This is a genomic window from Micromonospora sp. NPDC048839, from assembly GCF_040649915.1.
Classification (GTDB): domain Bacteria; phylum Actinomycetota; class Actinomycetes; order Mycobacteriales; family Micromonosporaceae; genus Micromonospora.
On the sequence record NZ_JBEZGL010000004.1, the window covers coordinates 442531 to 455964 of the forward strand.

At 69.8% G+C, this 13434-nt stretch carries 10 protein-coding genes; 7 read left to right on the forward strand and 3 right to left on the reverse strand.

Features of this window, described 5'->3' with window-relative positions; translation table 11 throughout:
• The first annotated feature begins 66 nt into the window (after positions 1 to 66).
• The 6 genes from AB0C25_RS10655 to AB0C25_RS10680 all read left to right on the forward strand — a co-directional run bounded on the left by AB0C25_RS10655 (position 67) and on the right by AB0C25_RS10680 (position 9547).
• A complete protein-coding gene (locus tag AB0C25_RS10655) occupies positions 67 to 861 on the forward strand; it encodes an amino acid ABC transporter permease (protein WP_357371747.1) in 795 nt (264 codons plus the stop codon).
• Between the two features lie 5 nt (positions 862 to 866).
• Complete coding sequence (locus AB0C25_RS10660; protein ID WP_357371749.1) at positions 867 to 1706, forward strand: amino acid ABC transporter ATP-binding protein; 840 nt, start codon at positions 867 to 869, stop codon at positions 1704 to 1706.
• 317 nt (positions 1707 to 2023) lie between these two features.
• Positions 2024 to 3028 (forward strand): multicopper oxidase domain-containing protein, encoded by a 1005-nt coding sequence (locus AB0C25_RS10665; protein WP_357371752.1) that lies wholly within the window; start codon positions 2024 to 2026, stop codon positions 3026 to 3028.
• A gap of 23 nt (positions 3029 to 3051) precedes the next feature.
• Positions 3052 to 6999, forward strand: coding sequence for a ThuA domain-containing protein (locus AB0C25_RS10670; protein WP_357371754.1), 3948 nt, complete (start codon positions 3052 to 3054; stop codon positions 6997 to 6999).
• 8 nt (positions 7000 to 7007) lie between these two features.
• Positions 7008 to 8537 (forward strand): plastocyanin/azurin family copper-binding protein, encoded by a 1530-nt coding sequence (locus AB0C25_RS10675; RefSeq protein ID WP_357371756.1) that lies wholly within the window; start codon positions 7008 to 7010, stop codon positions 8535 to 8537.
• A 32-nt stretch (positions 8538 to 8569) separates the two neighbouring features.
• Positions 8570 to 9547 carry a hypothetical protein gene (locus AB0C25_RS10680; RefSeq protein ID WP_357371758.1) on the forward strand — a complete coding sequence of 326 codons (978 nt, stop codon included), beginning with the start codon at positions 8570 to 8572 and terminating at the stop codon, positions 9545 to 9547.
• Between the two features lie 152 nt (positions 9548 to 9699).
• Here the strand turns inward: AB0C25_RS10680 and AB0C25_RS10685 are convergent, their stop codons facing one another.
• Positions 9700 to 10854 (reverse strand): DUF1996 domain-containing protein, encoded by a 1155-nt coding sequence (locus tag AB0C25_RS10685; RefSeq protein WP_357371760.1) that lies wholly within the window; start codon positions 10852 to 10854, stop codon positions 9700 to 9702.
• Between the two features lie 216 nt (positions 10855 to 11070).
• Positions 11071 to 11778 carry an SDR family oxidoreductase gene (locus AB0C25_RS10690; protein WP_357371762.1) on the reverse strand — a complete coding sequence of 236 codons (708 nt, stop codon included), beginning with the start codon at positions 11776 to 11778 and terminating at the stop codon, positions 11071 to 11073.
• 114 nt (positions 11779 to 11892) lie between these two features.
• Between AB0C25_RS10690 and AB0C25_RS10695 the strand changes: the two genes are divergently transcribed.
• Positions 11893 to 12291 (forward strand): MerR family transcriptional regulator, encoded by a 399-nt coding sequence (locus AB0C25_RS10695; RefSeq protein ID WP_357371764.1) that lies wholly within the window; start codon positions 11893 to 11895, stop codon positions 12289 to 12291.
• 35 nt (positions 12292 to 12326) lie between these two features.
• Here AB0C25_RS10695 and AB0C25_RS10700 read toward each other — a convergent pair whose 3' ends face one another.
• A complete protein-coding gene (locus AB0C25_RS10700; protein WP_357371766.1) occupies positions 12327 to 13421 on the reverse strand; it encodes an ROK family protein in 1095 nt (364 codons plus the stop codon).
• Positions 13422 to 13434 lie beyond the last annotated feature (13 nt).

The window sequence follows — 13434 nt, forward strand, 5'->3', positions numbered from 1 at the left end:
CCCAGCAGGGCACGCGATCCGCGTGCCCTGCGCGTCGGTAAACCTCCGGGAAGGCAACGAGCGAACGTGAAGCTGCGACGCCGCCAGCGGGAGCGGTTGTCCCTCGGGCTCCAGTACCTGGTCTTCATCGCCGTCATCGCCGCGGTGCTCTTCGCCGCGGACTGGGACAGGTTGGCCGACGCGTTCTTCCGCGTCGACATCATCAAGTCGATGTTCCCGACGATCATCACCGTCGCGCTGCGCAACACCATCCTGTACACGCTTGGCGCGTTCGCCTTCGGCCTCGTGTTCGGCACCGTCCTCGCGCTGATGCGGCTGTCGCGGGTCGCGCCGTACCGCTGGGTGGCGACGGCGTACATCGAGCTCTTCCGGGGCCTGCCCGCGCTGCTGGTGCTCTTCCTCGTCGGGTACGGCATCCCGATCGCCTTTCCCGAGCGGGAGATCCCGGGCGGGGTGTTCGGCTCGATCGCGATCGGTCTCGGCCTGACCGCCGCGGCGTACATGGCGGAGACCATCCGGGCCGGCATCCAGGCGGTCCCCAAGGGGCAGATGGAGGCGGCCCGTACCCTCGGCATGTCGCACTTCACCGCCATGCGCACGATCGTCATCCCGCAGGCGTTCCGGATCGTGATCCCGCCGCTGACCAACGAACTCATCCTCCTCACCAAGGACTCGTCGCTGGCCTACGTGCTGGGCGTGACGGCGCAGACCATCGAGATCACGAAGTTCGGTCGGGACATGCTCAACGACCGGGTGAACGCCACCCCGCTGCTGGTGGCCGGTCTCGCCTACCTGATCATCACCCTGCCGCTGTCCCAGGTGGTACGCCGCCTGGAACTCCGCTACGCCAAGGCCCGGTGACCCGTATGACGAGCACTGCACCCCGCGCGGCCGTCGAGATCCGCGACCTGCACAAGTCCTTCGGGTCCCTCGAGGTGCTCAAGGGCATCGACTTCGAGGTCGGCCAGGGCGAGGTGGTCTGCGTGATCGGGCCGTCCGGGTCCGGCAAGTCGACGCTGCTGCGCTGCGTCGACCTCCTCGAAGAGCCGACGGCCGGCAAGATCTGGGTCAACGGGGTCGAGATGACCGATCCGGACGTCGAGGTCGACGCGGTGCGCCGCGGCATCGGCATGGTCTTCCAGGCGTTCAACCTGTTCCCGCACCTGACCGTGCTGAACAACCTCACCATCGCCCAGCGGCGGGTGCTGCGGCGCGGCCGGGCCGAGGCCGAGCGCGTCGCCCGGGCCAACCTGGACCGCGTCGGGTTGACCGACAAGGCCGACGCGTTCCCGGCGCAACTCTCCGGCGGCCAGCAGCAGCGGGCGGCGATCGCCCGGTCGCTGTCGATGGAGCCGAAGCTGATGCTCTTCGACGAGCCGACCTCCGCGCTCGACCCGGAGTTGGTCGGCGACGTGCTGACCGTCATGCGCAAGCTGGCCGAGGACGGCATGACGATGATGGTGGTGACGCACGAGATGGCGTTCGCCCGCGACGTCGCCGACCGGGTCGTGTTCATGGACGGGGGCGTGGTGGTCGAGCAGGGGCCGCCGCAGGAGGTGCTCGGCGACCCGAAGCACGAACGGACCCGTGCGTTCCTCTCCCGGGTCCTCGACCCGACCCGTGTCGCGCAGCTCGGTCAGCCCGACCAGGCGCCGGAGCCGCCGCAGGCACCGGGCCTGCCGGCCGACGACCGCCGTCAGCTCTGACGATCCCTCCCGTACGTCTGTCCGCCGGGCCGCCTCAGCGATGAGGTGGCCCGGCGTCGTTCTGTGCGCCGTCGGCTGGGCGACGGCAGGTCAGGATCATGTCAATCGAAAGACGTCGTAATGTCAAGGTAATCTTTTTGCAACCAGACCTGGACTTTCGTCGATGGACTACATAAGTTGCAGACATCCACCGAAAGCTCTGAGTCTTCCGAGCAAAGTCCGCGACGAGCCTCACCTCAGTCGTGCTGCCGCCCCGTGCTCGGCGGTCGTTGCACTCTGCCCTCGTCGCGTCTTCGCCCGGTCGGGAACGGAGACCCATGGACGATCATGCCGTTGGCCCCCAACGTCATCTGTCCCGCAGATCCCTGATCGCCACCGGGGCGCTCGCCGCCGGTGCGCTGGGGGCGGCCGCCCCCGCGATCGGCACGGCGTTCGGCCCCAGCCCCGCACGGGCCGCCGCCGGCGTCACGAAGAAGGTCACCATCTACGCCGAGCAGTTGCCCGGCGGCCTGTTCGGCTACGGCCTGGCACCCGGCCAGGCCACCGTGCCAGGTCCACTCCTGGAGATGTACGAGGGTGACACCCTGGAGATCACCCTGGTCAACACCACGAACCAGCGGCTCTCCATCCACCCGCACGGGGTGGACTACAGCACCGAGTCGGACGGCAGCCCGTTGAACGCCTCGTTCAACGACCCGGGCGAGACGCGGACGTACGTCTGGCGCTCGCGGGAGATGGTCGCCGCGGCGGGCCGCCGGTTCATGCCGGGCAGCGCCGGCTACTGGCACTACCACGACCACGCCATGGGTACCGACCACGGCACCGCAGGCGTGGCCAAGGGGCTGTACGGGGCGCTCATCGTCCGCCGACGGGGCGACATCCTGCCGGAGAAGCAGTTCACCGTCGTGTTCCACGACATGACGATCAACAACCGGATGGCACCGGAGACGCCCATGTTCGAGGCGAACCTGGGCCAGCGGGTGGAGTGGATCGCCATCGGGCACGGCAACCTGTTCCACACCTTCCACCTGCACGCCCACCGCTGGGCGGACAACCGCACCGGAATGCTGGAGGGACCGGCCGACCCCAGCCTCGTCATCGACAACAAGGACCTCAACCCGGGCAGTTCGTTCGGCTTCCAGGTGCTGGCGGGGGAGGGCGTCGGACCGGGGGCGTGGATGTACCACTGCCACGTGCAGAACCACTCGGACGGCGGCATGGCCGGGATCTTCCTGGTGCGCAACGCCGACGGCAGCATGCCGCCGGGCGCCGAGGAGGCGATCCACCGGTTCCAGGGCCACACCCACACGCACGGAAGCTGACCCAACCGAAAGTGGGGACGGGGATGACCAGACAACCACGACGAGTCCTTGCCGCGATAGCGGCCTTCACGGCACTGATCCCGGCATCGACGGCGGCAGCCGCACCGGGAGCGGCGGCCGCACCACGACCGGCAGCCGCCCCGCAGGCGGCACAGCGGACCGCGGTCCTCGTGTTTCACGGCCCGGCGGCCGAGCAGCAGGACCCGGTGGCGCGCGCGGTGGACACCATCGAACAGCTTGGTGCCGGCAATGACATCGATGTCACGGCCACCACGGACCCCGGCGTCTTCACCACGGCCGGGCTGTCGGCGTACCGCAGCGTGGTCTTTCTCTCCGCGACGGGCGCCGCGCTCAACCGCGACCAGGAGGCGGCGCTACAGAGCTACCTGAAGGCCGGCGGCGGGTTCGTCGGCATCGCCGACGCCGCCCGCGCCCAGGTCGACTCGGCCTGGTTCACCGGCCTGATCGGCACCCGCCCGGCGGGCGCCATCCCGACGGCCGAGCCGGTGGCCGCGGTGACCGCCAGCGGCGAGAACCCGCCGACCGAGACCAAGGAGAAGCTGACCGACGGCGACGCCAACACCAAGTGGCTGGTCCGCACCCCGACCGCCTGGGTGGCCTACCAACTGGCCGCGCCCAAGCGGATCACCGGGTACGCGTTGACGTCGGCCAACGACTTCGTCGGGCGGGACCCGAAGGACTGGACCCTGCAGGGTTCCACCGACGGGCAGAACTGGTCCGATCTGGACCGACGCACCGGGCAGACCTTCGCCGACCGGTTGCAGACCCGCCGGTTCGACATCGCCACGCCGCAGGAGTTCACCCGCTACCGGTTGAACATCACCGCGAACAGCGGTGAGCCGCTGATCCAGCTCGCCGATCTACGCCTGTTCACCGGCAGCACCACCACGCCCGAGCCGCCCGCGGTGAACCGCGCGGTGGTCGACATCCTGGACCGGAAACACCCGGCCACGGCGTCACTGCCGCTGACCGTCACCCGCTCCGACCGCTGGGAGAACTGGGACCCGAACCCGATCGGCACGGTGCACACGCTCGCCCAGGTCGAGGAGCGGCACTACAACCCGGGGCCGGCCGCCAACGGCGCCTTCCACCCGGTGTCCTGGTGCCGGGACTACGACGGTGGCCGGTCGTTCTACACCGGCATGGGCCACACCGAGGGCAGCTATGGGGAGGAGGCGTTCCGCGCGCACCTCACCGGGGCGCTCAACTGGACCACCGGCCGCGTACGCGGCGACTGCCAGGCCACCATCGCCGCGAACTACAAGGTGGAGCGGCTCACCGCGGCCAACCAGACCGGGCAGCTGGACCAGATCGGCGAGCCGCACGGGCTCACCATCGCCCCGGACGGCACGGTCTTCTACGTCGGCAAGGCGGCCTGCCCGAGCGGACCGATCGCGGACTGGAACGACCCGAAGGTCGGCCTGGGCTGCGGCACCATCCACTCCTGGGACCCGCGGACCAAGCAGGCCAAGCTGCTCACCACCCTGGAGGTGATGGGCAACCGGGGCAGCGGCTCCGAGCTGGTGAAGAACGAGGAGGGCCTGCTCGGCATCGTGCCCGACCCCGCGTTCGCCGAGAACGGCTGGCTCTACGTCTACTGGATGCCGCACGAGTCGATCGACCGGGTCGAGCGGGTCGGGCAGCGCACCGTCTCCCGGTTCACCTACGACCGGCAGGCGCAGACCATCGACCAGGCGACCCGCAAGGACCTGTTGCAGTTCCCCGTGCAGATCCACAGCTGCTGCCACGCCGGCGGCGGGATGGCGTTCGACGCGAAGGGCAACCTCTACGTCGGCTCCGGCGACAACAACTCCTCCGAGGGATCGCAGGGCTACTCCGGCAACAACTGGACCCAGGAGTACCAGGGCATCTCGTTCCAGGACGCCCGCCGTACCTCGGGCAACACCAACGACCTCGCTGGCAAGATCATCCGAATCCACCCGGAGGCCGACGGCACGTACACCATCCCGGAGGGCAACCTCTTCCCGCCGGGCACCGAGAAGACCCGCCCGGAGATCTACGTGATGGGCGTGCGCAACATCGCCCGCCTGCAGATCGACCCGGAGCACCAGTGGCTGACCGCCGGCTGGGTCGGCCCGGACGCCTCGTCGCCCAGCCCCACACTCGGCCCGGCCAAGTACGAGACCGCCACCATCATCACCTCGGCCGGCAACCAGGGTTGGCCCTACTGCATGGGCAACCGCCAGCCGTACCGGGATCGCAGCAGCACCGACGCGAGTGTGCTGACCGGCTGGTACGACTGCGACAACCTGAAGAACGAGTCCCCGCGTAACACCGGCCTGGTGGACATCCCGGCGGCCCGGGACAACATGATCTGGTATTCGCCCGACGGCGGCGGCCCGGTCTTCCCGAAGCGCACCGACGGCAGCGACCTGCCCACCTACGTCGCGGCCGACGCCACCTACACGCAGCCGTACCTGCGCGGCGGCGGGCAGGCCATCATGTCCGGCCCGACCTACCACCGCGACCGGGTCGACCCGAACAGCACGGTGGCGTGGCCGGCGTACTGGGACGAGAAGTGGTTCATCGGCGACCAGTCGAACGCCGCCAACCGGGTCGCGGTGACCGTCGACCCGGCCGGCGTGCCGACGGCCACGCCACCGGTCTACGCCGAGACGCTGCGCGCCATCATCCCGAGCGGTAACGGCGACACCCGGCTGCAGAGCTGGATGGACGCCAAGTTCGGCCCGGACGGCGCGCTCTACCTGCTGGACTACGGAGGCGGGTTCTTCAGCCTGCACCCCAACCAGAAGCTGATCCGGATCACCTACACCGGCGGCGCGCCCACCCCGGCACCGGCGGCGACCTCGGTGGCCGTGCAGAACAAGCCCCTGACCATCGCCTTCGACGGCGCGCGCTCCGGCGGCGTCAGCCACCGGTGGGAGTTCGGCGACGGCGCCACGTCCACCGAGGTGAACCCCCGGCACACGTACGCCAGGGTCGGCACCTACACCGCGAAGCTCACCGTCACGTACGCCGACGGGGAGACGGCGACGGTGCAGACCACGGTCACGGTGGGCTGCGCGGTGCCGGACGACAGGCAGAACGTGTGGCTCGGCGACACGGACACCGGGGTGCCCAGCCGCACGGTCGGGCAGGGTTGCACGGTCAACGACCTGATCGACGACGAGAGCACCTGGGCCGACCACAACAGTTTCGTCCGCCACGTGACCACGGTGACCCGCGCGCTGCAGGACGACGGTCTGCTCAACGCCCGCGAGAGCGGCACGCTGACCCGGCTGGCCGCCGCGTCCGAGATCGGGCGCACCGGACACACCGGGTACGAGCAGCTCTTCGACGGCACCGCCGAGTCGCTGCTCGGCTGGCAGCAGGCCCCGACGGGATCGTTCAGCATCCAGCCGGACGGGTCGCTGCGCTCCAGCGGGGGCCTCGGCATGCTCTGGCACACCAAGGAACTGGGCGACTTCTCGCTGAAGCTGCAGTTCCGGGACATCGCGCCGGGCACCGGCCGGGCCAACACCGGCGTCTTCATCCGGTTCCCGGACCTGCGAACCCCCCTCGACCAGCGACCGGAGGGCAGCTGCGGCACCGTCGGGTCGGCCCGGACCTCGCCGGCCTGGATGGCCATCTACTGCGGACACGAGATCCAGATCTACGACGGGGAGACCGGTGAGCCGCAGAAGACCGGTTCGGTCTACAACTTCGACCCCGTGCCGCTCGCCCAGGCCGGCGTCACCCCAAAGAACGTGTGGAACGACTACGAGATCCGCGTGGTCGGCCAGCACTACACGATGATCCGCAACGGCGTGGTGATCAACGAGTTCGACAACACGCCGGGCAAGCAGTCCTCCCGTGCCGGCGATCCGCCGACCGACCTGCGGCAGTTCCTGCGCGGCTTCATCGGTCTGCAGAACCACGGTGACAACGACCTGGCCGAGTTCCGCAACATCCGCGTGCGGGAACTCTAGGAGAAACGATGACCCGACGACTCATGGCCGCGCTGTCGGCGCTCCTGCTCACGGTGATCCCGTTGGCCGCGCCGCCCGCCACCGCCGCCCCGCGCGTCGCCGCGGACCAGGTGTTGACCTGGACCGCCGACGACGACATCACCCGCTACAAGTCCGCGCCCGCCCAGGCGGTGGCCGGCGCGACAACAATCATCTGGGAGAACAGCGCCGCCACCGGCAACACCACCGGGATGCCGCACACGCTCACCTTCGACACCAGCAGCGAGGGCTACAACCACGACGTCACGCTCAACATCCTGGCCAGCCCGTTCGACGCCAACGACGGCCGCCACCAGGCGACGGTGAACCTGACCCCGGGCCGGTACCGCTACTTCTGCTCGATCCCCGGCCACAGCCAGATGGTCGGCGAACTGGTGGTCACCGACGGCGGAGGCGGCGGCGACACCACGGCGCCGATCGTCGACGCCGTCGTCTCCGGTGACCGCGACGGCGACGGCAACTACCTCGGCGCGGCCACGGTGACCGTCACGGCCACCGACGCCGACTCCGGTGTGGACAGCGTCGAGTACCAGATCGACGACACCAGCTTCCAGCCGTACACCCAGCCGGTGGCGGTGACCGCGGTCGGCGACCACTCGGTGCAGTTCCGGGCCACCGACCAGGCCGGCAACACCAGCGCGGTCGGCTCGGTGTCGTTCCGCATCGTCGAGCCGACCGAGGAGGACACCACCGCGCCGGTGGTCACGGCCACGCCGGCCGGCGAGCAGGACGGCGACGGCAACTACGTCGGTACGGCCACCGTCACGCTGACCGCCACCGATGCCGGGTCCGGCGTCGCCACCATCGAGTACGCGCTGGACGGTGGCGCCTTCACCGCGTACACGGCCCCGGTCGTCGTGAGCACGGTCGGCATGCACATGCTGCACTACCGGGCGACCGACGTCGCCGGGAACACGTCGGCCGAGCAGATGGCACACTTCACCGTCGTGGAGCCGCAGGCCGAGGACACCACCCCACCCACTGTCGGCGCCACGGTGGCCGGTGACCGGAACGACGACGGCGCGTACGTCGGCGGCGCGACAGTCACCGTCACCGCCACCGATGACGGCTCGGGGGTGGCGTCGATCGAGTACGCCCTCGACGGCGGTGGCTGGACCGCGTACGCCAGCCCGGTCGTCGTCCGGACCGTCGGCGCGCACACCCTGCGGTACCGGGCGACCGACACCGCGGGGAACGCCGCCACCGAGCAGTCCACCACGTTCACGGTGGTGGCCGATGGCAGCGACGGCTGCCCCGCCTCGGACACCCGGGCCACCGTGATCATCGACGGTGACGACACCGGAGTGGCGAACGTCGACACCGGCGACGGCTGCACCATCAACGATCTGATCGACGAACACGCCGACTACCCCGGCCACGCCGACTTCGTCCGGCACGTCGAAGCGGTCACCACCGCTCTCGTGACCGGCGGCACGCTCAACCGGCGACAGCAGGGCGCCATCGTCCGGGCCGCGGCCCGATCGGACGTCGGCGCATGAGTCCTCGAATCTCATCGACAGGGAGTAACACGATGCCCGGACGTACCGTCGCCAAGCTGGCCACCGTGAGCGCCGTCATCGCCGCCTCGGTGCTGGCGGTGGCGCCTACCGCACACGCCGACCTGGTCACCCACTGCATCGGCACCGGCGGTGCCGTGACCGTACCCAACGACCTGCTCGTGCCGGCCGGCGAGTCCTGTGCCCTGACCGGCACCACGATCACCGGCAACGTCACCGTCGCGGCCGGCGCCAACCTGGTGGTTGCCGGCGGCCGGGTCAGCGGTGAGGTACGCGTCGCCGCGGACGGCTACCTCGACGCCACCGAGACGACGATCGACGGTCAGGTGGTGTTGGCCGCCGGCGGGTACGGCGTCTTCCTCAAGGACGCCAGCAGCGGCAACGTGACGGTGCGGCCGAAGGGCACCGCGACCGTCGACAGCTTCCTGTTCGTGGAGGAGTCGACGATCGTCGGGACGGTCACCGCCGGCGCGGGTGAGGTCCGGCTCGACCGGGGCACACAGGTGCAGCGCAACGTCAGCAGCACCGGCACCTACTACACCGACGTGCACGACTCGTTCGTCGACGGCACCCTCTCGGTGCTGAACAGCGCCACCGGCAGTGTGGTGTGCGGCAGCGCGGTCCGCGGTCGGGCCACCTTCGCCGGCAACCTGGGTGGTGTGCAGCTCGGCCCGAACGGCACCCTCGACAGTTGCGCCTCCGGCGGCTACTGGGGCACGGACGTCAGCGTCACCAGCACCACCGGCGGTGTCACCGTCGACGACAACATCATCAACGGTCAGTTGACGGTGACCGGCAACGACCCGGCGGCCCAGGTGGCCGCGAACAACCGGATCCGCGGCGGCGTGACCGGTGACCAGGCGGCGGCGGCCACCAACCGGGCGGCCCGGGTCGCCGCTCCGGACCGCGAGGAGGCTGGTGACGAGCGGGCTGAGCTTCGTCGTACCTCGGCGGTGCGGGAGGCCACCGCGGCGGGCGCCGCGAGGCTCTAGGGGAGTAGGTCCGCACCCTGGCCGGGCCGTCGGGGCGGATGCGGTAGTGAGCGGTATACCACAGAGGTATGAATATTCCTCTGCGGTATACCGCTCACGAGTACGGCGGGCCAGCCGCCGCGCGCCCCGTCAGCCTCGTCGGGCCTCGTCGCTCAGAAGTTGCCTGCCGAGTTGCACTTCACGCCCTGGTCGAGGCAGTTGCGCACCCGTGCGGCGAGCGCCTCGTCCTTCCAGGCGTTGAAGAAGTCCGCGTGCATGGAGAACGACGTGCCGGACGCGAGGGTGATGCCGTCCGTGTTCGCGCTCAACGGGTACGAGATCACGAACGACACCGAGGGGACCGGCACCGGGTGGCTCGTCGGGCAGGCCCCGGTGTGGTCACCGTTGGCCATGTGCGCCTTGTGGTCGGGGCTGTCCAGGTGCTTGCCGTCCCAGCAGTCCGGGAAGGTGATCTGCCGGACGATGTTCGCGGTCTTGGCGCAGACCGGGAAGGTCTTGTCGGCGCTGCGGCCGATCTCGCCGCCGATGCCGGCGCACCAGAAGTGGTTGCCCTGCTTGTCCGGGGTGTCGACCTGATTCTTGGCGTTACCGGTGATCATTCGTAGGCCGAACGGGAAGGGCTGGGTCCTGCTCGGGTCCTTGAGACGTGATCCGTAGTAGACGGTCACCTCCGTCGGGTCCACGACCTTGCCGTTCTGGTACATGGTGGGCACCCAGTAGGCGGACTGGTCGTCCGGCGAGTTGCACGTGGTCGCCTTCGACGCCCGCAGCGACTCGGCGGTCGAGTTGGCGTCGGTCGACGTGTTGCCCCAGAAGGTGTGGTTGTGCGATCCGCCGACCAGCTTCGGCAGCACGATCGGGTCGTCGCTGTTGTGGTGGCTGGTCTTGCAGCCGACGTTGAACTCGGGCACCTTGACGGGGTTGCCGGTCACCGGCTTGGGCTTGCGCGCGAAGAACGCACTCGTCGCGGCGGCCTGCGCGGCGGGGTCGATGGTGATCCAGCCACCGGCCACCGTCGGCGGGGCGGCGCTTGTCGGCGGGATCACGGGCTTCGCCGAGGTGGACGTGGTCGCCGAGGCGCTCGGTGTGCTCGGTGTGCCCGACGGGCTCGCCGTGGCAGAGGCGTCGCCGGGGACACCGGACGTCGGTGCCCCCGGGCCGGACGAGCCGATGCCGGTGTCGCTCGACGGGGTGGACGCACCGGGGGTACCCGGAGCCTCCTTGCATCCGCCGGCGAGCGCCACGCTCAGCAGCAACACGGCCGTGACGGAGCGGCGCCGTCCAATGGTGGGTCGCAGATTAATCAACGGGGGTGCACCTTTCTTCCGAGAACGCAGAATACGAGCGCACCCTCGAACCGCTTCCCACCGCGACGATTAATTCTCGCTTAAATATCGTTCCGCGATTGCCCGATCCGCTTTGCGCGACGGCCGGGCTGTCGGATCAATCTCATTTCCCTGATTCTTCTCGAAAAACTGTAATCGGCGACTGCGCGGACACTCGGCAGGCCGCTCTGGTGTGGGCTACGACTGCCCGGCGGGCTGGTAGAAGGCGCTCGGGTCGTTGGCCAGGGACGCCTTGACGTACGCGCTCCACTCGTCGGCGAGGACTTCGATCCGATCGGCCTCGATGCCGTCCAGGGCGACGCGTACGACGTCGGCGGGGTCCATCTTGTCGCCGTCGTAGCTGGCCGTCAGGTCGGTGTCCGCCATACCCAGGTGCAGGCCGGTCACGAGGGTGCCCTGGCTCGCCAGTTCCAGCCGAATTCCGTTGGTGAGGCTCCATTCGGCTGCCTTCGCCGCGGCGTAGGCGTTGGCCCCGTCGTAGGAGAACCAGGACAGCGCCGACAGGACGTTGAGGATCCCTCCGCCACCGTTGGCGCCGAGCACCGGCGCGAACGCCCGCACCATCCTCAGGGTGCCGTAGAAGTGGGTGTCCAGCTCGGCTCGGATCTTGCCCAGGTCGCCGGTGACCAGGTTCGTGTAGGTGGAGATCCCAGCGTTGTTGATCAATAGGCTCACGTCGGACGCGATGGTTGCCGCCGCCTCGACGGATCGCGGATCGGTGATGTCCAAGCGGAGGGTCTCGACGCCGGGAATGTCGATCCGCTCCGGGTTGCGGGCCGTGGCGTAGACCTTGGTCGCCCCACGCTCCAGCAACTGTCGGGCGAAGTGTCGACCGATGCCACGGTTGGCGCCGGTGACCAGCGCGATCGAACCGGTGATCTTCATGATGGGTGCCTCCTGGCAGGTTCAACGACGAGCGGTACGCGAGCTACGCTAAAACCTGACGCTGACGTCAGAGACAAGGTTGTGTGACTGGTGTCACCGGCCGGGGGAGGGGCCATGCGCATCGGTGAGCTGGCCGCGCAGACCGGGGTGTCCGTGCGAGCGCTGCGCTACTACGAGGAGCAGGGGCTCCTGACGGCCGCACGGAGCGGCGGCGGCCAACGTCACTACCTGCACGGCGCGGTCGACCGGGTCCACCTGATCCAGACGCTGTACGCCGCCGGCCTGGCCAGCCGTACCATCCTGGACCTGCTGCCCTGCGTCGACGCGAACGTCAACACCCCGGAGTCCCGGGCCATGCTGCGTGCCGAACGCGACCGCATCGATCAGCAGATCGCCCAGCTCCGGCAGGTCAGGGACCGGCTCGACGCGGTCATCACCCTCAGCGAGAGCCCGGCGAGTGGCTGCACCCGGACGGAGGTCGACACCCTCGTGTCCGCGACGGTGCACCACTGAGTAACCGGCAGCAGTCGCGGGGTGCCGTGGCACGCTCAGGTCTGGGCCAGCTCGGGGATGCCGTAGTGCTGGTCGAGGACCTGCATGGCGGCGCCCGCGGCGATGGCGTCCGCGCCGAGACTGGACAGGGTCACCCGGGTGCGGAGCCAGTCCACGCGTCGCGCGTCCGCCTGGACGGCCTCGGTGACGGCCGCGAGATAGGTCTCCGGGTGCCGGAGGAGATCCGCGCCCGCCAGCACCACGTGGGCGAGGTCGAGGGTCTGGAGCAGGTTGACGACGCCCACGGCCACGACGCGGGCGGCACGTGCCAGGTCGCCGGCCTCGGTGGCGTGGCGGTGCACGATCTCCAGGCAGCCGTGCCGGCCGCAGACGCAGCGGGGACCGTCCAGGTCGACGACCGTGTGGCCGAACTCTCCCGCGTTGGTGTGCGCGCCCCGGTGGGCCGCGCCGCCCAGCCAGAAGCCCCCGCCGATCCCAGACTCGATCATGATGAGCGCCGCGTCGCCGAACGTCGCGCCGTGTCGCCAGGCTTCGGCCGTGATCCCCGCGGTGACGTCCTTGTCGAGGTGGACGGGTAGGTCCAGGTGCTTCTCGGCGATCTCCCGCAGCGGTACGTCGTGCCAGTGCCGCAGGCCGTGGGCGCCGCGAACCAGGCCGTGGGCGTGGTCCAGTGGGCCGATCATGCCGATGCCCACGCCGGTGAGTCGGTTCCGGACGTCGGTGCTGCCGATCATCGTGTCGATGCCGGCGTGCAGGGCGTCGAGCAGGTGCGGCGGGGTGAAGTCGCCGGGCAGCGGGCCGACCGCCGAGGAACGCACGGTGCCGGCGAGGTCGACCAGGACCAGCCGCAGCGTGCGCCGGGCGACGTGGGCGCCGATCGCGTACCGGCTGTCGGGGACGAGTTCGTAGACGACGGCGGGTTTGCCGACTCCCGGCCGGCGGGCACCGGTGGGACGGATCAGGCCGTCGGCGCTGAGGCGGGCGATGACCTTGGAGACCGCCTGGGGGGTCAGGCCGGTGGCCTGGACCACTGTCGAGCGCTCGAAGTGTCGCGCGGTACGAGCCACGCCCAGCACCAGTGCCTGGTTGTAGCCGCGCAGGAACCTGACGTCCGCAGTGATGCGAGTCATCTCGACACCCTAT